General features: G+C 71.7%; 21 protein-coding genes. 11 read left to right on the forward strand and 10 right to left on the reverse strand.

Annotation, left to right across the window (positions count from 1 at the left end; all coding sequences use genetic code 11):
• The first annotated feature begins 190 nt into the window (after positions 1–190).
• From ACTVAJ_RS28670 to ACTVAJ_RS28690, 5 genes are all read left to right on the forward strand, one after another.
• Complete coding sequence (locus ACTVAJ_RS28670; RefSeq protein WP_470391418.1) at positions 191–1207, forward strand: sensor histidine kinase; 1017 nt, start codon at positions 191–193, stop codon at positions 1205–1207.
• Positions 1204–2034: a LytR/AlgR family response regulator transcription factor gene (locus ACTVAJ_RS28675; protein ID WP_470391419.1), complete on the forward strand. Its 831-nt coding sequence runs from the start codon at positions 1204–1206 to the stop codon at positions 2032–2034. Before ACTVAJ_RS28670 ends, ACTVAJ_RS28675 begins: the two co-directional genes overlap by 4 nt.
• Complete coding sequence (locus ACTVAJ_RS28680; RefSeq protein WP_470391420.1) at positions 2031–2426, forward strand: hypothetical protein; 396 nt, start codon at positions 2031–2033, stop codon at positions 2424–2426. The genes ACTVAJ_RS28675 and ACTVAJ_RS28680 overlap by 4 nt, the downstream gene beginning before the upstream one ends.
• On the forward strand, positions 2423–4075 hold the full coding sequence (locus ACTVAJ_RS28685) for a sodium/solute symporter (protein WP_470391421.1): 1653 nt from the start codon (positions 2423–2425) through the stop codon (positions 4073–4075). Before ACTVAJ_RS28680 ends, ACTVAJ_RS28685 begins: the two co-directional genes overlap by 4 nt.
• Before the next feature lie 77 nt (positions 4076–4152).
• Positions 4153–4773 (forward strand): hypothetical protein, encoded by a 621-nt coding sequence (locus tag ACTVAJ_RS28690; protein ID WP_470391422.1) that lies wholly within the window; start codon positions 4153–4155, stop codon positions 4771–4773.
• A gap of 10 nt (positions 4774–4783) precedes the next feature.
• Here the strand turns inward: ACTVAJ_RS28690 and ACTVAJ_RS28695 are convergent, their stop codons facing one another.
• Both ACTVAJ_RS28695 and ACTVAJ_RS28700 read right to left on the reverse strand, forming a co-directional pair.
• Positions 4784–5557 (reverse strand): bestrophin-like domain, encoded by a 774-nt coding sequence (locus tag ACTVAJ_RS28695; protein ID WP_470391423.1) that lies wholly within the window; start codon positions 5555–5557, stop codon positions 4784–4786.
• A gap of 103 nt (positions 5558–5660) precedes the next feature.
• Positions 5661–5813, reverse strand: coding sequence for a ferredoxin (locus tag ACTVAJ_RS28700; RefSeq protein ID WP_470391424.1), 153 nt, complete (start codon positions 5811–5813; stop codon positions 5661–5663).
• Positions 5814–6061: 248 nt separating this feature from the next.
• On the opposite strand from ACTVAJ_RS28700, the gene ACTVAJ_RS28705 reads away from it, so the two are divergent.
• Both ACTVAJ_RS28705 and ACTVAJ_RS28710 read left to right on the forward strand, forming a co-directional pair.
• Positions 6062–6226 carry a hypothetical protein gene (locus tag ACTVAJ_RS28705; RefSeq protein ID WP_470391425.1) on the forward strand — a complete coding sequence of 55 codons (165 nt, stop codon included), beginning with the start codon at positions 6062–6064 and terminating at the stop codon, positions 6224–6226.
• Positions 6227–6407: 181 nt separating this feature from the next.
• Positions 6408–6830 carry a hypothetical protein gene (locus ACTVAJ_RS28710; RefSeq protein WP_470391426.1) on the forward strand — a complete coding sequence of 141 codons (423 nt, stop codon included), beginning with the start codon at positions 6408–6410 and terminating at the stop codon, positions 6828–6830.
• A 138-nt stretch (positions 6831–6968) separates the two neighbouring features.
• Here ACTVAJ_RS28710 and ACTVAJ_RS28715 read toward each other — a convergent pair whose 3' ends face one another.
• The gene (locus ACTVAJ_RS28715; RefSeq protein WP_470391473.1) at positions 6969–8777 is read right to left on the reverse strand and encodes a phosphoenolpyruvate carboxykinase (GTP); all 1809 of its coding nucleotides are present in this window, start codon (positions 8775–8777) and stop codon (positions 6969–6971) included.
• A 404-nt stretch (positions 8778–9181) separates the two neighbouring features.
• Entirely contained in the window at positions 9182–10093 is a 912-nt protein-coding gene (locus tag ACTVAJ_RS28720; protein WP_470391474.1) for a universal stress protein, read from the reverse strand.
• Positions 10094–10338: 245 nt separating this feature from the next.
• On the opposite strand from ACTVAJ_RS28720, the gene ACTVAJ_RS28725 reads away from it, so the two are divergent.
• Entirely contained in the window at positions 10339–11061 is a 723-nt protein-coding gene (locus tag ACTVAJ_RS28725) for a DUF998 domain-containing protein (protein ID WP_470391427.1), read from the forward strand.
• Positions 11062–11142: 81 nt separating this feature from the next.
• Here the strand turns inward: ACTVAJ_RS28725 and ACTVAJ_RS28730 are convergent, their stop codons facing one another.
• Together ACTVAJ_RS28730 and coaA are read right to left on the reverse strand one after the other, a co-directional pair.
• Positions 11143–13275: a HelD family protein gene (locus ACTVAJ_RS28730; RefSeq protein ID WP_470391428.1), complete on the reverse strand. Its 2133-nt coding sequence runs from the start codon at positions 13273–13275 to the stop codon at positions 11143–11145.
• A gap of 327 nt (positions 13276–13602) precedes the next feature.
• On the reverse strand, positions 13603–14508 hold the full coding sequence (gene coaA, locus ACTVAJ_RS28735; RefSeq protein WP_470391475.1) for a type I pantothenate kinase: 906 nt from the start codon (positions 14506–14508) through the stop codon (positions 13603–13605).
• 332 nt (positions 14509–14840) lie between these two features.
• Here coaA and glmS point away from each other — a divergent pair, with 332 nt between their 5' ends.
• Entirely contained in the window at positions 14841–16694 is a 1854-nt protein-coding gene (glmS, locus tag ACTVAJ_RS28740; protein ID WP_470391429.1) for a glutamine--fructose-6-phosphate transaminase (isomerizing), read from the forward strand.
• A 129-nt stretch (positions 16695–16823) separates the two neighbouring features.
• Here the strand turns inward: glmS and ACTVAJ_RS28745 are convergent, their stop codons facing one another.
• Together ACTVAJ_RS28745 and ACTVAJ_RS28750 are read right to left on the reverse strand one after the other, a co-directional pair.
• Positions 16824–17189 (reverse strand): STAS domain-containing protein, encoded by a 366-nt coding sequence (locus ACTVAJ_RS28745; RefSeq protein ID WP_470391430.1) that lies wholly within the window; start codon positions 17187–17189, stop codon positions 16824–16826.
• Between the two features lie 153 nt (positions 17190–17342).
• The gene (locus ACTVAJ_RS28750) at positions 17343–17894 is read right to left on the reverse strand and encodes an ATP-binding protein (RefSeq protein WP_470391431.1); all 552 of its coding nucleotides are present in this window, start codon (positions 17892–17894) and stop codon (positions 17343–17345) included.
• Positions 17895–18212: 318 nt separating this feature from the next.
• Here ACTVAJ_RS28750 and ACTVAJ_RS28755 point away from each other — a divergent pair, with 318 nt between their 5' ends.
• Positions 18213–19097 (forward strand): helix-turn-helix domain-containing protein, encoded by an 885-nt coding sequence (locus ACTVAJ_RS28755; protein ID WP_470391432.1) that lies wholly within the window; start codon positions 18213–18215, stop codon positions 19095–19097.
• Positions 19098–19358: 261 nt separating this feature from the next.
• Here the strand turns inward: ACTVAJ_RS28755 and ACTVAJ_RS28760 are convergent, their stop codons facing one another.
• Entirely contained in the window at positions 19359–19892 is a 534-nt protein-coding gene (locus ACTVAJ_RS28760; protein WP_470391433.1) for a hypothetical protein, read from the reverse strand.
• 526 nt (positions 19893–20418) lie between these two features.
• Here ACTVAJ_RS28760 and ACTVAJ_RS28765 point away from each other — a divergent pair.
• Positions 20419–20655, forward strand: coding sequence for a DUF397 domain-containing protein (locus ACTVAJ_RS28765; protein ID WP_470391434.1), 237 nt, complete (start codon positions 20419–20421; stop codon positions 20653–20655).
• Between the two features lie 216 nt (positions 20656–20871).
• Here ACTVAJ_RS28765 and ACTVAJ_RS28770 read toward each other — a convergent pair whose 3' ends face one another.
• Positions 20872–22233, reverse strand: coding sequence for a KamA family radical SAM protein (locus ACTVAJ_RS28770; protein ID WP_470391435.1), 1362 nt, complete (start codon positions 22231–22233; stop codon positions 20872–20874).
• Between the last annotated feature and the right edge of the window lie 373 nt (positions 22234–22606).

Here is a 22606-nt window from a genome sequence, read left to right on the forward strand (position 1 = left end):
GGGCCCGCCCCGACCGTCCGGGGGCGGGCCCGACCCCTGTGCGGGTTCCCGACGAAGGAGACCACCCAAACGTGACCATCGACACATCACGCTGGGATAGGGTCGTTCTGTGTCATACAGGTGGCTGTCGCGGTTGTCCCCCTCCCGACGGCGCCCGGCGTCCTCGGAGCGCCCGTCGAGTGCCGAGTTGATGCGCCAGATCCACGCCCTGGGGCTCGATCTCCAGGACGGTCTGCACGGTCGGGGCGCGCCCGCCGCCGCCCGGCGCCTGCGTCGGCTGCTCACGGTGGACGGCGTGGTCCTGGCCGACCTCGACGGCCCGGTCGCCGCCCACGGCCGGCGCGTCGGTTCGTCCGACGTGGCGGGCCTGCTCGCCCAGGTCTTCGAGTACGGGGGCGGCACGCGCGGCCGCCTTCCGGACGGCACCCCGGTGTACGCGGTCCCGCTCATGGTGGCCGAGGAGCTGTCCGGGGCTCTGGTGGTCGCGGGCGAGGCGGTGGAGGCCGACGTCGAGGCCGCCGCCGCGCTGGTGGCCGAGCACCTCGACCACGCGGCGCTGCGCCGGGCCCGGGCCCGCATCGCCGCCGCCGACCTGCGGTCGCTCCGGGCGCAGATCTCCCCGCACTTCGTGCACAACGCGCTCGCCGTGATCGCGGCGCTCGTGCGCACCGACCCCGACCGCGCCCGCCACCTGTTGTCGGACTTCGCCGACTACCTGCGCTACGGCTTCTCCGACAAGGGCGACTACGCGACGGTCGCCGACGAGCTGGAGGCCACCCAGACCTACCTCGAACTCCAGCGGGCCCGGTTCCACGACCGTCTCGACATCACCGTGCGCATGGCGCCGGAGGTGCTGCCGGTGGCGGTCCCGTTCCTGGTGGTGCAGCCGATCGTGGAGAACGCCATCCGGCACGGCCTGGAGCGCAAGGAGGGGCGCGGGCACATCAGCGTGTCCGGCTACGGCGAGGGGCCGCTGTGCGTGATCGAGATCGAGGACGACGGGATCGGCATGCACCCGGACCTGGCCCGGTCGCTGCTGGCGGGAACCGGCCCCGAGTCGCGGGGGGTGGGGCTGGCCAACGTGGACCAGCGGCTGCGCGCCGTCTACGGACCCGAGTACGGTCTGGTCATCGAGACCGCGCTGGGAGAGGGGACGAAGGTGACCGTGCGCGTACCGAGGTTCACCCGGGGTGTGGTGGCACCGTGAGGGCACGGCTCAGGGTCCTGGTCGTCGAGGACGAGGCGTCGACCCGGCAGGAGATGGCCGCCCTGCTCGGGGACATGCCCGAGGTCGCGGAGGTCCTGGTCGCCGAGAACGGCGCGACGGCGGTGCGGCTCCTGGGCACGACCACGATCGACGCGGCCTTCCTCGACATCCTCATGCCCGGGCTGGACGGCATGGACGTGGCCCGGGTGCTGAGTGTGCTGTCGGAGCCGCCGTCGATCGTGTTCGTGACGGCCTCGGAGGCGCACGCCGTGGAGGCGTTCGGGATCGGTGCCGTCGACTACCTGCTCAAGCCGATCCGCCCCGAGCGGCTGGCGGAGGCGGTCGGCCGGATCGCCCAGCTGCGGCGGCCCGCCGACGCGGCCCCGCCCGCGGAGGACCTGCACGTGGTGCAGATCGACTCCGGGCGGCGAACGGTGTTCGTCAAGCGCGACGACGTGCAGTTCGTCGAGGCCCAGGGCGACTACGTGCGCCTGCACACCGCCGACGGCACACACCTGATCCGGCTGTCGCTGTCCTACCTGGAGGAGGTGTGGGCGGCGGCGGGGTTCGTCCGCGTGCACCGCGGCTACCTCATCGCCATCCCGTGGGTGCGCGACCTGCGGGTGACCTCCTCGTCGGGTCTGGTGGCGGGAACACCGGCCGGTGACGTTCCGGTCAGCCGCAGGCACGGTCGCCACCTGCGCGAACAACTGCTGGAGGCGGCGCGGCGGGACCAGTTGGGACGGGCCGCGAACGGACGCGGCGCGCCGACCGGGCGGAGCGCCGCCAGGGACGATGACGGCCCCCCGCACCGGCCGGCGCCATGAGCGCGCGCCGTGAGAAGCTGACGAGCCCCCAGACCCGGGTGGCGCTGGCCAGGGGCAACCGACCGGTGCAGCACCTGCTGCCGATCCCGGAGCCGGTGGACACGGAGCGGGCGCGACGCCTGTTCCGCTCCCAGCGGCGGATCGCGGTACGCACGGTCGCGCTGCTGTCGGTGGTGCTCTTCGGGATGAGCGGGGCGTTCGCCCTGTTCCCGGTCCTGGGCAGGATCCGGTGGGCGGAGCTGCCGGTGTCGTGGCTGCTGTTGGCGGTGGCGGTGTACCCGCTGCTGTTCGGGCTGGCGCTGTGGCACGTGCGCTCGGCCGAACGCGCCGAGGAACGGGAGGCGGGGGCGCCCGCGCCCGGGAGCGACGGCACGGGCGGGGACGGACGGTGACCTCCGTCCTGGCCATCGGTCTGGTCCTGGTCACCAGCCTGGTGATCGGTGTCTACGGTGTGCGGGCGGCACGGTCGGCCTCGGACTTCCTGGTGGCCTCGCGCCGCGTCACCCCCCACTGGAACGCGATGGCGATCGCCGGGGAGTACCTGTCGGCGGCATCGATGCTCGGACTGGCGGGCCTGGTGCTCAAGAACGGGGTCGGCGCGATGTGGTACGCGGTCGGGTTCACCGCGGGCTACGTCGCGGTGGTGGCGCTGGTGGCGGGACCGATGCGCCGGTCCGGGGCCTACACCGTCCCCGACTTCGCGGAGTACCGGCTGGGCGCGCCGCGGTTGCGCAAACTCTGCGGCCTCGTGGTGCTGGTGATCATGCTCCTGTACCTGGTGCCCCAGTTCAAGGGGGCCGGGGTGGTACTGACCCTGGTCAGCGGGACACCGTACTGGGTGGGCGTGGTCCTCGCCGGGGTCGTGGTGAGCGGGTCGATCGCCGCGGGGGGCATGCGGTCGGCGACCTACGTGCAGGCCTTCCACTACGCGGTCAAGCTGGCCTTCATCGCGGTTCCCGCCGTGTACCTCGTGGTGGTCGCGGGGGCAAACACCCGGTCCGAGGCGCTGCACCCGGAGTGGGGGACGCACTTCCCCGAGACGACGCCCGTGGAGTTCACCGTGGGCACGCGCTTCCATCTGGAGGAGCCGGTGACGGTGACCGACCCCTCCGGCGCCGCGGTGGAGCTGACGGCGGGCGGGCACACGGTGACGGCGGGGACCGAGTACGTGTTCCCGGCCGGCGCGGGGGTCCCGCACCCGGCGGGCCTACCGGAGCTGGGCGGCGCCCAGTGGAGCAGGCCGCTGCTGGGCACGGGCGGTTTCCCGCTGTTCGAGACGTGGTCGACGCTGCTGGCGATCACACTCGGGTGCATGGGCCTGCCGCACGTCATCATGCGTTTCCACACCAGCCCGACCGCGCACGTGGCCCGTCGGGTGGGTGTGGGCGTGATCGCGCTGCTCGGGCTGTTCTACCTGTTCCCGACGGTGTACGGGCTGTTGGGCCGGGTGCTGACCCCCCAACTGGTGCTGCTGCGCGGCACCGACACGGTGGCGGTGGTGCTGCCCGCAGAGGCGGCTCCGGGGACGGCCGGGACCCTGCTGACCGCGTTGGTGGCGGCCGGGGCGTTCGGCGCGTTCCTGTCGACGTCGTCCGGGCTGCTGCTGGCGCTGGCGGGCGGGTTGTCGCACGACCTGTTCCAGGGGAGCGTGCCCCGGCTGCGGCTGGCGGTCGCGGTGGGGGCGTGCGTGGCGGTGCTGATGGCGCTCCCGGTCCAGGGCATCGACATCAACGTGCTCGTGGTGTGGGCGTTCACGGTGGCCGCGTCGACCTTCTGCCCGCTTCTCGTCCTGGGCATCTGGTGGCGGCGGCTGACGCTGCCGGGGGCGGCGGCCGGGCTGGTCGTCGGCGCGGTGACGGCGACGGGCGCGGTCGGGTGGTCGATCCTCGCGGACACACCGGAGGGGTGGCCGACGGTCCTGCTGGCGCAGCCCGCGGCCTGGACGATCCCGCTGGCCTTCACGACGATGGCGGTCGTCTCCCGGTGCACCCGGCCGCCGGACTGGGCCGAACACGCGGTCCTGCGCCTCCACGCGCCCTGAAGCCGCGGTTTCGGGGGCGCGGCCTAGCCTGACGTCGTACGATCACACCACGGCCCCATTGCACCACAAGGAGTGACGTGCCCCCCTCCCGACATACCCTGCCCGCCCTGATCGCGGCCAGCGGGCTCGTACTCGCCTGCTCCGCGGCGGCCGCGGCCCAGGAGACCGACATCCCGGGCGGAACCGTGGCGACGCCGGACGCGCGGATCCAGGTGCGTGCCGGGTCCTACGTCCTGGTGTGCGCCAACGGGATGCGCGTGGCGGTACGGCCGGGCGCGGCCCCGCCGTGCGAGCCCGCCGGACCGGAGCGGCCGGAACCCGAACCGACCCTTCCCCCCGATCCGGTACCGCCGGTCGAGCCGGAGCGCTCGGCCGACCCCGGTGTCCCCGAGCCGCCGGCCGAGGCCGGGCGCGAGGTGACCGAGCCCGCGACCGCCGCCCCGGCGCCCGCCCCCGCGGAGCCCGGGGCGTCGGCCCCGGCGGAGGATCCCGTCGCCGAGGACCCCTCCGCGTCGCCGGTACCCGCACCCGACGCACCCGAGCCGGTGGACGGGGAGATCCTGGCGGGCCTCCCCGCCCCCGGCGGCCAGGAGACCGCGGGGGCGTTCACCCCCATGCGCACCATGGCCGTCGCCGTGGTCGTCGCCGCCCTGGCCGCGGGCGGTGCGGGCCGCGCCGCCGCTCGACGGACGGTCTGACGGACCGGGGTCAGCGGGCGTCGAGGGCGCGGTCGGTGCGGTCGAAGGCCGCCAGCGCGTCCTCGATCCCCCCGGCGTCGCTGGCGAGGATCCCGTCGTAGGGCGTGCCCAGGTAGAACAGCAGCACGATGGTGCCGAAGACGAACACCAGGTTGACCGCCGCCCAGAAGTAGGCCACCGTCGCACCCCGCCTGATCATGGCGAACGGCAGCACGGCGACGGCCACGGCGGACACGACGGCCAGGATCAACAGGACGGTCGGGACCGTGTCGCCCGCCGCGCCCGCCCGCGCGACGCGCGCGTCGCTCAGATTGGTCAGCTCCTGGCGGGCGGTCAGCCGGTCCAGGCCGTCGCCCGTGTCGGAGACCGACAGGGCCCGGACCGAGGCCGCCAGGTCGGCGAGAGAGTCGTCGCCCTCGGGGCTGACCTCGCCGGACCGCGCCATCAGCGGCCAGTCGTCCTCCACCACCGTGGTCAGGTAGTCGCGCAGGTGCGAGCGCACCACCTCGCCCTCCTCCTCCGGGAAGGCGGTGGTGCTCCAGTACAGCGACTGGGCCGCACCCGCCTCGGAGACCGTGCCGTCCTGGGCCCCCGTGAAGTCCTCCCACCCGATGACGACGCCCATCGCCGCGGCCACCAGGTACAGGGCCAGCGCGCAGGGGGCGACGACGACGCCGACGGCGCCACCGGAGAACTCGTCGCTGACACCGAACCTGCGGGTGGCGAGCACGGCGCCGCCGACCATGGCGACCAGGACTGCGAGGACCAACAGGAGCGACGTCATGAGTTATCCCGGAGGAAGGCGACGGGTGACCGTCCATGCGTAGCACGGGCGGCGCCGTCACCCGGGGCGAAAGGGAGAACGCCCCGAAATGTGCCCGGGCCGGTCAGGGACCGGGGGTGACCGCCCCCGACGGACAGGCGCCCAGCGCGCGGTCGAGCGCCTCGGCGTTCCCCTCCGCGTCGGGGTCGCCGTGCACCACCACCAGGCCGTCCCCGGCGTCCTGGTCGCACAGGCCGGGGGCGGTCAGCGCGCACATGCCGGAACCGATCCGGCGGCACCCGCATGGCGGAGGTGGGCGGGTTCCTGGAACAGATCAACGACGACCTGCTCCGGTCGGCCGAGACATGGCGGTGGGTGTTCGCCGAACGCCGGGGGCGGGGGCCGGAGGCCGGGTAGCGGACGGCGGGCCAGCCGCGGCCCCCGGCGGCTGACCTCCGGCCCCGCACGGGTCTACGCTGGTGGTACCGCCAGTGGACCACGGCGCCGCAGGGGAAGGCACGCACCATGGCGACGTTCAGGATCAACGAGGGGTTCAGCGACACCGTCGACGTCGAGGCCGACCACTTCGTGACCGTCGGAACCTTCGTCGACTTCACCAAGGAGGGCATCGGCGTGGTCTTCCGTATCGCGGCCGACCGGGTGCGCACGATCAAGCGCATCGAGGAGTGAGCCCGCGGCCCGGAGCGGCCCGTCCTCCGTCCCCCGGGCGGGGCGGGCAACGGCCCACGGGACCCAGGGCGGGTTCAGCCAGGTGACGACCGCGGGCACGTCCGACTGGTCGAAGATCCGGTGCGGCACAGGACCGCAACCATGACATGACTCTAAGTAGCTTAGTTATTACACTCTGACCATGCCCACGAAACACATCAAGGACATCAGCGGCAGGAAGACCAAGAAGAGGAGCGTCCTCGAGATCAGCGACATCACGCTGACTCCCGGGGCGCCGGAGCCCGGGAACGTGATCCGCTGCGACATCGACGCCGTCCTGAGGGAACCCGTGGACCTGAGCCAGGTCCAGGTGCGCCAGGTACGCAAGGTCGGCGACCTCAAGCTCGGCGAGAGCACCAGGCCGCTGACCGAGCGGCTGGCGGAGGCGGGCGCCGAACTGTCGGGCGACGTCGACGCCCTGGCCGGTCCCTGGCGGCAGAGCTGGACGGTCAAGGTCCCCTGGCAGGCCCACTCCGGTGAGCTCTGGCTCTGGTGGTACGCGACCACCGGGGACGGCAGGGAGTTCGCCTCCCTGGAGGGGTGGTTCGACTTCAGGCAGGGCTGACGCGGAGAGGTCCCCCGCGGTCCGCGCCGGGTCGCGGGGGACACGGCGGCGGGGGCGCGGGGGCCACGGCTCCCGCGCCCCCGGTGCCGACCCCGTGTGCGGAAGGCGGGGTCGGCGAGGCGTCCGCTGGCCGGTCGGTTACTGACCGAGCCGGTCCAGCAGCGCGTGGTACTCGTCCCAGAGCTCGCTGGGAAGGTGGTCGCCGAAGGTCTTGAAGAACTCGGGGACCAGCGCGGCCTCCTGCTTCCAGATGTCGCGGTCCACGGAGAGCAGGAACTCCAGGTCCTCGCCGGACAGGTCCAGGCCCTCGGTGTCGATCCCGTCGGGGGTCGGCACGTTGCCGATCGGGGTGCCGACCGCCTCGGCGCGGCCCTCCAGGCGCTCCACGATCCACTTGATCACGCGGCTGTTCTCACCGAACCCGGGCCAGACGAAGCGGCCGTCGGCGTCCTTGCGGAACCAGTTCACGTAGAAGATCGTCGGCAGCTTGGCCTGGTCGGCGCCCGCGCCCACCCGCAGCCAGTGGGCGAAGTAGTCACCCATGTTGTAGCCGCAGAAGGGCAGCATGGCGAAGGGGTCGCGGCGCAGCTCGCCGACGGTGCCCTCGGCGGCGGCGGTCTTCTCGGAGGAGACGTTGGCGCCCATGTAGACGCCGTGCCGCCAGCTCAGGGACTCGGTGACCAGCGGGACCGCGGTGGCGCGGCGGCCGCCGAACAGGATCGCCGAGATCGGCACGCCCGCCGGGTCCTCCCACTCGGCGGCGATGGTCGGCGCCTGCCCGGCCGGGGTGGTGAAGCGGGAGTTCGGGTGGGCGGCGGGCTCGGGGGAGTCCGGCGTCCAGTCGCGGCCCTTCCAGTCGGTCAGGTGCGCGGGCGGCTCCTCGGTGAGGCCCTCCCACCACACGTCGCCGTCGTCGGTGAGGGCGACGTTGGTGAAGATGCTGTTGCCCCACAGCGTGTCGATGGCGTTGGCGTTGGTCTCGACGCCGGTTCCGGGCGCGACGCCGAAGAAGCCCGCCTCGGGGTTGATCGCGCGGAGCTGGCCCTCGGAGTCGAAGCGCATCCAGGCGATGTCGTCACCGACCGTCTCGACCTTCCAGCCGGGGATGGTCGGCTGGAGCATGGCGAGGTTGGTCTTGCCGCAGGCGCTCGGGAACGCGGCGGCGACGTAGTGCGACCCGCCCTCGGGGGAGGTGACCTTGAGGATCAGCATGTGCTCGGCCAGCCAGCCCTCGTCGCGGGCCATGACCGAGGCGATGCGCAGCGCGTAGCACTTCTTGCCGAGGAGGGCGTTGCCGCCGTAACCGGACCCGTAGGACCAGATCTCACGCGTCTCGGGGAAGTGCGAGATGTACTTGGTGCTGTTGCACGGCCAGGGCACGTCCTGCTGGCCGGGCTCCAGGGGGGCGCCGACGGAGTGGACGGCCTTGACGAACTCGCCGCGCTCCTCGATGAGGCGCAGGGCCGCCGAGCCCATCCGGGCCATGATCCGCATGGACACCACGACGTAGGGCGAGTCGGTGATCTCGACGCCCAGCTGGGAGATGTCACCGCCGAGGGGACCCATGCAGAAGGGCACGACGTACATGGTGCGGCCGCGCATGGCGCCCCTGAAGACCTCGCCGAAGGTGGCGCGCATCTCGTCGGGAGCGATCCAGTTGTTCGTGGGGCCCGCGTCCTCCTCGCGCTCGGAGCAGATGAAGGTGCGGTCCTCCACCCGGGCGACGTCGGTGGGGTCGGACGTGCAGTAGAAGCTGTTGGGCCGTTTCTCCGGATTGAGCCGGGTGAACGTGCCCTGCTCGACGAGCAGGTCGGTGAGGCGGGTCCACTCCTCGTCGGATCCGTCGCACCACACGACCGCGTCCGGCTGCGTGAGCTCGGCCACCTCGCGCACCCAGGAGACCAGCTCCTCATGGTCGGTCGGGGCAACACCCACATCGATACCCACGTCAGTCACAGCCGCTCCTCTTCGAATGTCGAGATCACTCGCATCATGAACGACGACGCGGGGTAGTGACCAATTGGTATAGGCCAATGGTCTAAATATGTGAACGAGGGACCTCGGATTCCGCTGCACAGCAAGGGATTCGTGTCGTGCACCAGCGTGCCGGACAGCACCCTCCGAGGTCACGCTCCGACACAGGTGGGAGCAGCTTTTCCCAGAACACGGGGCGGTTGCCCCACCAGCCACAACCAACACCGGCGGCCGGTGCTCTTCGTCACACCGCGGGCACCGGCCGCCGTCGGGATCCACTAGACCTCTCCCCTCGGCCGACACGTCACCCCCACTCGTTCTCCCAGGTGGGGGCGGGCGAACCGGGGCTGGGCCCCGGGGAGGAGGACGTGGAGCGGTCAGCGCAGTATCGCGACGGGGCCCTTCGCACCGTGGAGGACGGAGTGGCTCACCGAGCCCAGCAGCAGCCCGCGTACGCCGCCCCGACCCCGGGAGCCCACCACGATCAGGTCGGCGGGGGTGGCCTCCTCCAGCAGCGCGACCACCGGGTGGGCGCGCACGACCCTGGGGACCACGGGCACACCCGGGTGCCTCAGCCGGGCCTCGGCGATCTCCTCCTCCAGGGACTGGCGCGCGGCCTCGGCGGCCGTGGTGTCGTCGAACAGCTCGGGCGGGATGGGGCCGGTGGCCGCGGCGAAGGCCACCAGGGGCTGCCAGGCGCTGACGGCGACCAGCTCGGTGCCGGCGAACTCCGCCTGGGCGAAGCCGAACTCCACGGCCCGGCGGCTGGGTTCGGAGCCGTCGACACCGACGATCACGCGCCCGCGGACACCGTGCGCGGAGGCGTGTGCGTGCGGCATGACCACGACGGGGACGGGAGAGCGCGCGGCCAGTTCGATCCCGACCGACCCCACGAACGCGGCGAGGAAACCGCCGAGCCCGCGCGACCCGACCACGACCGCCGCCGCACCGGGGCCCTCCGCCTCCGAGAGCAGCGCCTCCAGCGGCCGGGCCCGCGACAGTACGGTGTCCGTCGCCAACTCCGGGAAGAGCCGGGACACCCAGTCGGCGGCGTAGGCCAGCAGGCGCTCGGCGGAGGAGGTGTCCGCCCCGCCCGCGTCCGCGGGCCCCTCGTCGGGGACGGGCGCCTCGAAGACGCCCACGGAGGCGGGGGAACAGGCCGCCACGACGATCCGCAGACCGAACCCGCGCAGCACGGCCTGGTGGGCCGTCCACTCCAGCGCGTGCCTGCTGGAGTCGCTGCCGTCCACTCCCACGACCAGCCACCGTGTCGTGGCCGCACCGTCCATCACGTATGCCTTCCTGTCGGACGTGTCCCGGTCCGCGCGGTTCCCGACGGTCACGCACGCGGTGTCTGATGATCCCCCTTACTCCGATCATGGCGCGCCAACACGCACCCGCGGATAACGGTGCCGCCGCGAGTTGGCTGACGTAGGTTCGGAAACGACCCGTGTTCCGCCGGGGAACGGAACGTGAACGGGCCCGGCCACGTCTCATGGGGGAGAAGACGCCGTCGGCGGAACGGGAGGGCGGCATGCCTGACACGAGCACCGCGAGCCTGCACTGGGACTACCGGGACGGAAGGGTGGCCGCCGTGGCGGCGGCCGTGGTCTACAGCCTCTGGGTCCTGGAGGTCGTCCTGCCCGGGGGCGGAGCCGCGCAGGGGGCGCTGGCCGAACCGGGATCGACCTTCGGCCGGTTCCTGGACAGCACCCACCGCACGGCGTCGATCCTGGTCATCGCGGCTGCCGCGCTGGGGCTGTCCCTGGGTGCGAGGCAGACGCGGCGCTGGCTGCGGGTCTCCTGGTGGTCGATGGCCGTGTTCGGCGCGCTCTCCCTGGCCACGTCGCTGATGCCGGGCGCCTGCCGGGTCTCCACCGACGTCGCGTGCGCCGCCGAGTCACTGGCCGAGGGCGTGCACGGCGCCACGGTCGCGCAGGCGCTGATGTCGTTGGCGGCGGTGGCGGCGGCGCTGCTGAGCGTGGTCGCGCTGGCGGTGAACCGGTGGAGCGCCGACGACCCGGCGTGGCTGTTCGTGGCGGTCATGGCCGTGCTCCAGGCGGTGGCGGCCGTCGCCGTCCTGATCCTGGCCGGGATCCTGTACTGGTCCTCCGGTGACGGCGACCCCGGGGTCCCGCTGGGACTGGTGCAACGCGCGCACCTGGCGACGGTCGCGCTGTGGCTGCTCACCGCCGGGATCGTACCCGGCCCCTGGAAACGGGCGCACGACGGTCGGGCGGCAGCGGCCGCCGGCTGACGGGACGGCGGTCCGTCCGTACGCGAGGAGCGGCCCGGACCCCGGCCACCGCCACGAAGGCCGTGGGCCCGGACCGCGGTCTCACCGGAGCGCCGCGGGAAGCGGCCGGGAGTGCACCACGTGGAGCGTGCTCACCGCACGGGTGAGCACCACGTAGAGCCGGTTGGCGCCGCGCTCCTCCGCCGCCACCACGGAGGCGGGTTCGGCGACCACGACGGCGTCGAACTCCAGGCCCTTGGCCAGGCTCGCGGGCACCGCCACCAGGCGGCCCGCGTCCGGACCGGCCTCGCCGAGGAGCGGGGCGGTCAGCCCCTCCGCGACCAGGGCGTCCCGCAGCAGGGGGAGTTCGTGGTCGGCGGCGATCAGTCCCACCGAACCCTCGCCCTTGAGCGCGTCCCGGCACGCCTGGGCGACCGCGGAGGTGACCGGCCCGTCGGCCGCGGTGACGGTCAGGGAGCCCTCCGCCCGACGGACGGCCGACGGGGCGCCCAGCCCGGGGGCGATGACGGGCAGCAGACGGGCGGCGAAGTCGATGATCTGCGCGGGGACGCGGTACCCCCGGTCGAGGACCCTCAGGTGGCCGGTGGGCTTGCCCAGGTGTTCCAGGAGCGTGGACCAGTTCTTCGCCGCCGAGGGGCTGGTGCCCTGGGCGATGTCGCCGAGCACGGTCAGCGACCCCGACACGCAGCGCCGGCCGATCGCGCGGCACTGCATCGGGCTGAGGTCCTGGGCCTCGTCCACGACGATGTGCCCCAGCCCGGCGGGGCGCTCGACGAGCGCCGCCGCCTCGTCCACCAGGGCCAGGTCCTCCTCCGACCACCGCGCCGACTTGGGGCCGCGCGGACTGCCGGGCAGCAGGACGGACCTCTGTTCGTCGGGGCCGAGGACCCCGTCGGCGGCACGGGCGAGCCGTTCGGGGTCGGTGAGCAGACCCAGGACGAGCCTGAGGGGGTCGACCTTGGGCCACAGGGCGTTCACCGCCGACCTGACCGCGGGGTCGCGCCGCACCTGGGCGTGCGTGCGGTCGTCGCAGACCTCCCCCGCGGACTCCATGAGGGACAGCACGGCGTGCGCGATGCGGTGCGAGAGCAGTTCACGGCCCGCCCCGTAGGCGACACCGCGTTCGGCCAACTCGTCCAGGAGGGGGCGCAGGTCCTCGGGGTACAGGCGCCAGCGGCGCGCGCCCCGGCGGACCACCACGGTCTCCTCGGGTTCGCGCAGGTGGGACCACAGGTCTCGGCGCAGGACCTCCGCCATCCGGGCCTCGCCCTTGATCCGGGCGGCGTCGGGTTCCTCGGTCCGGCGCACCCATCCGGCGGCGGGGCGGGAGCGCTCGGGCAGGTCGGCGGTGAGCAGCTCGGTGACCGTGGTCTGGGCGACGTCGACCTCGCCGAGGGCGGGCAGGACGTCGCGGATGTAGGAGAGGAAGGCGCGGTTGGGGCCGATGATCGCCACGCCGGAGCGGGCGAGGCGTTCGCGCTCGGTGTAGAGGAGGAAGGCGATGCGGTGGAGGCCGACGGCGGTCTTGCCGGTGCCGGGTGCGCCCTGGACGCACAGGGTGGTCTCCAGCGGAGCCCGGACCAGGTCGTCCTGCTCGGGCTGGATGGTGGCGACGATGTCGCGCATCGGTCCGGTGCGGGGCCGTTCGATCTCGGCGGCGAGCAGCCCGTCGGCGGGGGCCGCACTGGTGTCGGCGGCCGTGAGCGGTTCGTCCTCGAAGGCGGTGAGGACGACCTCGGATCCCTCCCCGTCCGCCGTGGCGCCGAAGCCGTAGCGGCGACGGTTGAGGACGCCCATGCGGTCGGTGGGCGAGGCCCGGTAGTAGGCGACGCACAGGGGTGCCCGCCAGTCCAGGACCATGGGGCGGCCGTCGGCGTCGTGGACGTGGCGGCGGCCGATGTGCAACCGGTCGGGCCCCCGGCCCCGGTCGGGGGCGGGTCCGTCGTCGACGAGGACGCTGCCGGGGTCGAAGTCGAGGCGGCCGAAGAACAGCGGGGCCCCGGGGACGTCGGCCAGGGCGGCGAGGCGGCGCTCGCGGCCGCGGCGGAGGGCGGCGTTGGTGACCTTGTCGTTGACGACGTCACCGAGCATGAGGGCGGTGCCCTGGACCTCCTCGCGCATCCGGGTCAGGGCTGCGCGGGCGGCGGCGAGGTGGTCGCGTTCGGCCTGGAGCTCGGGGCTCACGGGCACGTCGGAGGGATCGGTCGTGGTCATGGGCGGACCTCGGAGGGGCTGGGCGGGACATGACGCGGCCGCGTCGCGTGCGCGGGTCCCGCCCCGGTCGCCGTGGAAGGCCCGGTTCGTTCCGATCCGTCAGAGCGCACCACACCCCTGGGGGCGCGGCCGGAAAAGAAGCCCCACCCTAGCCGTCGCGGCGGGCGACGGCAAACCCCGACGACGGACAGGACGCGAGGGGCGCACCGGGGTGTGCAGGAGGAGCCGAGCCGCCAGCGAGGAACGAGCCAGGCGAAAGCGACGACGAACACCCCGGTACTCCGCGCCCCAAGCCCTGGCCGAGCCCGCGAGGCCGCATGAGCACGCTCAGGTCTTGCGCAGGCGGACCCGCTGTACCCGGTGGTCGTCTCCCTTGTGGAGGACCAGGGTGGCGCGGCCCCGGGTCGGGCGGATGTTCTCCACCAGGTTGACCTCGTTGATCGTGCGCCAGGTGTTGGCCGCGAACTCCACGGCCTCCTCCTCACCGATGGTCGTGGCCATGTGGTGGAAGTAGGAGCGCGGGTCGGCGAAGGCGGTGCGGCGCAGCTCCCGGAAACGGTCGAGGTACCAGTTGCGGACGTTCTCGACCCGGGCGTCGACGTAGAGGGAGAAGTCGAAGAAGTCGGCCACGGCCAGGTGTCCGGCGGTGGCGGGCTGGAGGACGTTGATGCCCTCGACGATGAGGATGTCCGGGCGGCGGACGGTCTGGCGCTCCCCGGGGACGATGTCGTAGGCCAGGTGGGAGTAGACGGGAATGTCGATGCGCCCGGCGCCCGCCTTCATCTCCGACACGAAGCGCACCAGCGCGCGCCGGTCGTAGCTCTCGGGGAAGCCCTTCCGCCGCATCAGCCCGCGCGCCTGGAGGACGGCGTTCGGATAGAGGAAGTTGTCCGTGCTGACCAGTTCCACGTCGGGGTGGTTGGGCCACTGGGCGAGCAGGGAGCGCAGGAGGCGCGCGGTCGTGGACTTGCCGACCGCGACGCTGCCCGCGACGCCGATGATGAACGGGGAGGGCCGGTCGGTCTCCCCCAGGAAGGCGCGGACGGCGGCGTGCCGCTGCTGGGTGGCGCCCACGTAGAGGTTGAGCAGTCGCGACAGGGGCAGGTAGACGTCCCGCACGTCGTCCAGGGACGTGGGGTCGGTGGTGCCGCGCAGAGCGGCCAGGTCCGCCTCGGTCAGGGACAGCGGCGTGGAGGCGCGCAGGGCGGCCCAGGCGTCCCGGTCGAGCTCCACGTACGGCGAGGAGACGCCGTTCTTCGTCGTGTAAGACACGGTTGACCACCCTAGACGAGGCTCCGAGGCGTACCGGGCAGCCGGTCCCCCCTATCCCTCACCTGGAACGGGAACGTGCCCGAAACCACACGTTCACGTGGCCGACCCGGAAAAAATTCCGTCGGGCCCGGAAGGTGCGAACCGGGTTCCACTCTGCGTGAGCACCCTGCCCCCGACCTGCGCGGTCTACCCCCCATACACCAAATGGTCTATACCGTTACCTGCGAAAACAACCAGTGGTATGGGGTACTGGTTGGTCGATTTACCGTCCGCTTTCACCTACGCTGGCGCTCATGTGCGGAATCGTTGGCTACGTCGGGCCGCAACCGGCGCTTGAGGTCGTCGTGAACGGCCTCGCGAGGTTGGAGTACCGCGGATATGACTCCGCGGGTGTCGCTGTGCAGGGCGGGGGCGCGCTGCACACCGAGAAGCGGGCGGGCAAGCTCGCCAACCTGCGCCAGGCCCTGGAGAACCATCCGATGGCCGGGGACGGCGCGGGTATCGGGCACACGCGTTGGGCGACCCACGGCGCGCCCAACGACGTCAACGCCCACCCCCACGTGGACAACGACCAGCGGGTGGCGGTGGTGCACAACGGCATCATCGAGAACTTCGCCGCCCTGCGCGTCGAGCTGGAGGACCTGGGCTGCAAGTTCACCTCCGAGACCGACACCGAGGTCACGGCCCACCTGCTGGCCACCGAGCTCGGGCAGCGCGGCGACGGTGACCTGGCCGCGGCCATGCGCGCGGTGTGCCGCCGCCTGGAGGGCGCGTTCACGCTCGTGGCGACCTCCGTCGACGATCCCGGCCTCGTGGTCGCGGCCCGCCGCAACTCGCCGCTGGTCGTGGGCCGGGGCGAGGGCGAGAACTTCCTGGCCAGCGACGTCGCGGCGTTCATCGCACACACCCGCGAGGCCGTCGAGCTGGGCCAGGACCAGGTCGTGGAGCTGCGCGCGGACTCCGTGGCCGTCACCGACTACGACGGCAACCCGGTCCCGGTGCGCGAGTACCACGTGGACTGGGACGCGTCGGCCGCCGAGAAGGGCGGCTACGACTACTTCATGCTCAAGGAGATCGTCGAGCAGCCGCAGGCGGTGGCCGACACCCTCCTGGGCCGCGTCACGATGGACGGCCAGCTGACCCTGGACGAGATGCGGCTGACGCCCGAGGAGCTGCGCACGGTCGAGAAGATCGTCATCATCGCGTGCGGCACCTCCTACCACGCGGGTCTGATCGCCAAGTACGCCATCGAGCACTGGTGCCGCATCCCGTGCGAGGTCGAGGTGGCCAGCGAGTTCCGCTACCGCGACCCGATCCTGAACCAGCAGACGCTGGTCATCGCCATCTCCCAGTCCGGCGAGAGCATGGACACCCTGATGGCGGTGCGCTACGCCCGCGAGCAGCGCGCCCGGGTGCTGGCGATCTGCAACGTCAACGGGTCGACCATCCCGCGGGAGTCGGACGGTGTGCTGTACACGCACGCGGGCCCCGAGGTGGGGGTCGCCGCGACCAAGACCTTCCTGACGCAGCTGGCGGCGTGCTACCTGATCGGCCTGTACCTGGCGCAGGTGCGGGGGCTGAAGTTCGGCGACGAGATCAACGCGGTCATCGCGCAGCTGGCCACCATGCCGGAGCAGGTCGAGCGGGTCCTGGACACCGTGGGACCGGTGCGGGACCTGGCGCGGTCGCTGGCCGACGCCGACACCGTGCTGTTCCTGGGCCGCCACGTCGGGTACCCGGTGGCCATGGAGGGCGCGCTCAAGCTCAAGGAGCTCGCCTACATGCACGCGGAGGCGTTCGCGGCGGGCGAGCTGAAGCACGGCCCGATCGCTCTGATCGAGGACGGCCTGCCGGTCGTCGTCGTGGTGCCGTCGCCGAAGGGCCGCAGTGTTCTGCACGACAAGATCGTGTCCAACATCCAGGAGGTCCGCGCACGCGGCGCCCGCACGATCGTGATCGCCGAGGAGGGCGACGAGTCGGTGCGGCCGTACTCGGACGTGCTGATCGAGATCCCGGCGGTGCCGACCCTGCTCCAGCCGATCGTGTCGACGATCCCGATGCAGGTGTTCGCGTGCGAGTTGGCCCTGGCCAAGGGCAACGACGTCGACCAGCCGCGCAACCTGGCCAAGAGCGTCACCGTGGAGTAGCCCTCCACCGGACGAGGACGGGGTGTGCCCGGGGGAGTTCCGTCCCCGCCGGGCGCGCCCCGTCCGTGTTCTCCGGGGCGGTGCCCGCCGCCTCCGCGGTCCCCGGCGGACGCCGCCCCGGGGCCCCCGTCACCGGCTCCGGACGGCGGCGCGCTCGTGGGCGGCCCGTGCGGCGGCCACGTCGGCGTGGGTGGTCAGCAGGCAGCGCAGCGACAGGACGTCGAGGATCCGCGACAGCTGGCGGGGCGGGGAGGCGAGGAGCAGGTGGTGCCGTGCCCCGGTCGCGGTGTGCAGTGCGGCGATGAGGGCGTTCACCCCCGAGGCGTCGATGAACTCCACCGCGGACAGGTCGACGATCACGCAACCGTCGACCGCCTCGGCCACGAGGCGGGCGTACACCTGGTCCGCCGTGGCCAGATCGATCTCGCCGTCCAGCTCGACGACGACGGTCGCACCGCACGCGAACCGACCCTGCTCCGTGTCCAGCACGGTCACGCCTCGCTCCCGGGTTCGGATGGAAGAGAACTCTGCGCAGAACACCGCCGGTCAAATACCGACATGCGCTGACAGCCTACTCCGCCCGAACGGCGAGGCCGATGTACCCCGGAGACATCGGGTGACCGTTATCCGGCCTGGACGGGGCTTATTTCAGTCTTCACCGCCACAAACAGCCCAAACGATCTTTCCTTCGCCCCGGACCGGATCCCATCCCCATGTCCGGCTGAAGGCGGCGACGAGTCCGAGTCCGCGCCCCGATTCGGCGAAATGGTGCGCCTCCACCCTCACCGGACCGTGTTCGACCTGGTCGGAGACCATGCACACCACCTGACGCCGCGCGCCGAGGAGTCGGAACTGCACGAGAACACGCGCGCCCTCCGGGGACCGGCCCTCCGGAACGGCGTGCCGGCAGGCGTTGCCGACGAGCTCGGAGACGACCAGCCGGAGGTCCTCGGCGACCTCCGCCAGCGCCCACTCCCGTGCCGCGCCCGTCGCGAGTTCACGCGCCGCGCGGACCGAGTCGGGCGTCGCCTCGAAGGCCCGGGCCACGGTCTCCGGCGTCCGCGCGCACTCCCCCACGTCGAGGCGGCTCAGCGTGCGATCCCACCAGCCGCCCAGGCGCTCGCTGCTCGCCTCGGCGAGCGGAGGACGGCCCCAGGTTGCCTCGGAGTCGAGTTCCGAAGACACCAACTCTGCGTTCATCACGTTCCTCACGAGGTGATGTCGGTTCACGCGGCCCTGCTTGACGTGGTCAACGTTGCTTACATCTGTAAGTCACGGATGCACGTGCAGCGTAACGGTTGGCAAGACTATAGGACGAAGCACCCCAAACGGTAGGTCCTCGGAGAAGAATTCACGCGCCGGTACACACGATTACACCGGGCACGGTGCCGCAGTTACGGCACACGAACCCAATGCCGACAACCCTGTGCACTTCCGTGACCTCTGGGTATACTGAGCGGTCGCCAGCGCCGACACCGCTACAGGGAGGGTGACGTGGTCGCCGACCGGGCAGAGAATATGCAGGTCACTCAGGATTTCCTGACGAATTCCAGTGGTGGGCCCACCGTGCTGCGCATTCTGCTCGGCACCCAGCTCCGCCGCCTCCGGCAGGCCAGGGGCATTTCCCGCCACGACGCCGGATACGCCATCCGCGCGTCGCACGCCAAGATCAGCCGGATGGAGCTCGGCCAGGTCAGCTTCAAGCCACGCGACGTGGACGACCTGCTCAAACTCTACGGAGTGGACGACGCCGGGGAGCGCGAGGCACTCCTGGGCCTGATCTCCAGCGCCAACGCCCAGGGCTGGTGGCACCAGTACGGTGACGTCCTTCCCCAGTGGTTCAGCGTCTACATCGGACTGGAGGAGGCGGCCTCGGTCATCCGCACCTTCGAGGTCCAGTTCGTGCCGGGCCTGCTCCAGAGCGAGGACTACGCCCGATCGGTGATCCGCCTGTCGCGTACGGCCACCTCCGAGGACGACGTGACCAACCGCGTCAGTATGCGCATGCACCGCCAGCGCCGTTTCGTCGAGCCCAGGGCGCCCCGCCTGTGGGCGGTCATCGACGAGGCCGTCCTGCACCGCCCCTACGGCGACGCCGACGTCATGCGCGGCCAGATCGAGCACCTCATCGAGATGGCGCGGCGGCCCAACATCACCATCCAGGTGGCCACGTTCGCCATGGGCGGCCACGCGGCGGCGGGCGGCCCCTTCAGCATCCTGCGCTTCCCCACCCCCCAACTGCCCGACGTGGTCTACCTGGAGCAGTTGAGCAGCGCCCTGTACTTCGACAAGTACGACGACACCCACCGCTACGCGCTGACGATGGACCACCTCGCCACCCAGGCCCCTCCCCCGAACGAGACCGAGGGCATCCTCCGGGGCTTCCTGGAGCGTTACTCCTAGCGCTCCGGCCGGAGATCGCGACCTTGCTGGCGCGGGGTGGCCGGAAGGCGGGCACGGCCACCGCTGATCATCGGAGTGTGAAGACCGATGATCAGCGGTGGCGGCAGGCCACAGCGCGGACCCCGCCCGCCGCCAGGAGCCGTCCGAGGTCCTGACGGCCCGGACAGTGGGCCGATGGACGCGGGTTGAACCCCGGCGCCGGGTGAGCCACTGCCGGCGACAAGCCGCACAGCCGTGGAGATCACGAACCGCGATGGACGGTCAGTGATCGTCCGACTCGACGAACCGGCCCACCCACGCCCTGAACCGGTCGTCATCCTTCTTTCGCCCGGCCCAGAGCGCGTCCAGGTCCTCCGGCGGCCCAAGGCCGAAATTCCGGTTCAACCAGGTGAGGAACTCATGGTGGCCGTCGCTGTGTTCCTCGACGTCTCCGGAGGCGAGGAACCCGAAGTCGGCGACGGGCTCGCTGTCGACGGCCAGGAGCCGGAACAGCTCCACCAGGTTCCGCGCGATCACATAGAGCTGCCCCTCGTCGCCGACCAGGACGACGGGGAGGGTGGCCAGGTCGGTCCGATCGTCGCACCGCCACAGCGCGTAGTCGGATCCGGAGCCGTTGGCCTGCGCGAAGGGGACGAACCGGCCCAGGAACTCCGGATGCTCCGACCAGGTGTGGAGGCCGGCGTCCGCGCCGTACGCGCGCAGCTCGAAACCCTCCGAGTAGCGGACCGGACCGATCCGGTCCTCGAACTCCTTGAGCAGGTTCAACTCCGGGATCGGCGAGTACGCCTCGCTCATACGGCCTCCTTTCCGGGCCGGGACGCCCGGCGCGGTCGCGGACGTCCTCCACCGGCCGGGTGATGCTCTCCGCGGCGCCCGAACCGCGCCGACGCGCTCGGCGGGGTGGAGCCGGAGGAGGCCCTTCTGGCCAACCCCCGGCGCGACCGGGGGTGAGGGCGGTCACACTACTTTCCGGGCATGTTGTTCACGAATGACCGATTTCGGCCACGACTCAAGAACGATCCCCGGAGAGTGAACCGCCCGGCCTCCTGAAACGTAAGCCATGACGTGCGACGACGCCGACGGGTGACCCCCGGTTCTTCCTCATGTACTTACCGATGTAATCACGTCTGCACGTGCATGAGTTACGCTTTGGGCCGCACCAAGGACGAGACGAACCAGCACGGATCACGGGTCACCCCTGTACTCGGGGCCCGGTCCGCCCGGCGAGAGCCCGGTGGTTCGGACAAGGCGGGCGCGACGCGCCGGACAGCCGCGTACGGACGCCCGCCCACGAGTCCCCCCGAAGTTCCAGGAGGTTGACATGCACTCGATCTACAACGGCGTTCCCGCCACCGACCTGCCGGACGTCACCTGGACCAAGAGCAGCTGGAGCAACCCGGAGGGCAACTGCGTGGAGATCGCGGCCCTCCCGGACGGGGACTTCGCCATGCGCAACTCCCGCGACCCGCAGGGCCCCGCGCTCGTGTACACCACGGCCGAGATCGAGGCCTTCGTCAAGGGCGCCAAGACCGGCGACTTCGACGCGCTCATCGCCTGATCCGGCCTCTGGCGCGGATCCGGCGCCCTCCCCGTGGAGGACGCGGCCGCCCCGCTCCCGGGCCCCCTCACCCCCCACACAGGCCCGCCCGGGAAGCGTCCAGGCCGTCGACCGCCATCCCATCCCACTCCCGGCGGTCGCCGTCCACGGCCAGGACGTGCGTGGAGCCCGGCACCGCGAACGGTGCCGGGCTCCGTGTCCTTCAGTCCCGGTCGCCTACAGGCGGGTGGGGTCCACCAGGCCGTTGGCCTCCACGGGGGCGTTCTCCCACGGGAAGTGGGTCGCGCCCAGCGCGGGCTTGAGGTCGAACAGCCAGGCCGCCTTCTCGTCGTACTTGGCGAAGAAGGGCCTGCCGACCAGCTCGGGGTCGCGCGCCTGGATGAAGTGCAGGACGAACACCTTCTCGCCCGCGACCTCGGTGACGCCGTCGACGCACACCTTGCCCGGGGTGGCCGACATCGACGGACCGCGTACGGTACGCGCCAGGCCGGACACCTTCTGGTAGGCGCCCCGGAAGATGTCGTAGGCCTCGGCCAGCGGCACGGCGAAGTAGTCCTGCGGGCCCGTGTCGCGCTCGACGAACATGTAGTAGGGGACCATGCCGTGGCGCAGGTGCGTGCGCCACATGCTCTCCCACGTGGCCGAGTCGTCGTTGATCGTGCGGATCAGCGGGGCCTGGGTGCGGATGACCGCCCCGGTCCCGCGGATGCGGCGCACGGCCTCCTGCACGAGCTCCGGCGTCATCTCGTTCGGGTGCGAGAAGTGCGCCATGAACGCGAGGTTCTTACCCGAGGCGACGACCTTCTCGAACAGCCGGAGGGTGTCGTCGGCGTCCGGGTCGGTGACGAAGCGCTGCGGCCAGTAGGCCAGCGCCTTGGTACCGATGCGGATGGCCTCGAGGTGCTCGATCTCCAGCAGCGGCTCGATGTACTTGGAGATCACCCCCTCGCCCATGATCATCGGGTCGCCACCGGTGAAGAGGACGCTGGTGACCTCGGGGTGCGTCCGCACGTAGTCGACCAGCTGGTCGATCTCGCTGGAGGCGAACTTCAGGTCGGCGTCACCGACGAACTGGGCCCACCGGAAGCAGTACGTGCAGTACGCGTGGCACGTCTGGCCCTGCTTCGGGAAGAAGAGGACCGTCTCCTTGTACTTGTGCTGGACACCCGGGATGGGCTCCTCGTTGCCCGTCTTGGGCACGTTGAGGTCCATCTGGCCGGCCGGGTGCGGGTTCAGGTTGGCCCGGATCTGGTTGGCGGCCTCGTTCAGCTCCTTGCGCGAGGCACCGGAACGGATCAGGTCGGCGATCCTGGCGACATCGCCAGAGGGCAGCATGTCGGCCTGCGGGAAGACGAGCCGGTAGATCGGGTCGTCCGGCGCCGCGTCCCAGTCGATCAGCTCGTCGACGACATAGCTGTTGACCCGGAACGGAAGCACGTTGGCCACCGCTTGCACCGCGAGCCGCTCGTCTGCGGCGAGACCAGCTCGCGCCGTGAGCTCGTCGAGGTGTTTCGTCGTGTAGGCACGAAACCGACGTCCGGCGGACGGGGACGGTGCCGCGTCTGGCGTTACGCTCACGCCTCTCCTCTCCTGCATGTAGGCAGGGCCGCGACGGGAGACCGCCGGGCAGCCCTGATCAGGCGGGTCCGGTGTGCGCGGACACCGGTGGACCACCTGGTACGGAAATTCAGTGTGTAGTCACACGCGTCCGGACCTCACACGAAGCCCGGACCAGCAAGCGGGTATACCCCGACAAGGGGTTTTGTACCCACCAAGCGCAATATCCAGCCCTGACCTGGACATACGGGAAGTATCCTCGCACGAGCATACGAACCATCCGAACCCAGACGTTCATCCCGCGACCCGATACCGTGGCTGCGGGCCCGCCGCGCGCGACGCGACCACGCGTGACGCCGGCACCGGCCCGTACCGAGGGACCTGCGCGAACACC

Source organism: Nocardiopsis sp. KDC1DS13DA1 (assembly GCF_055632325.1).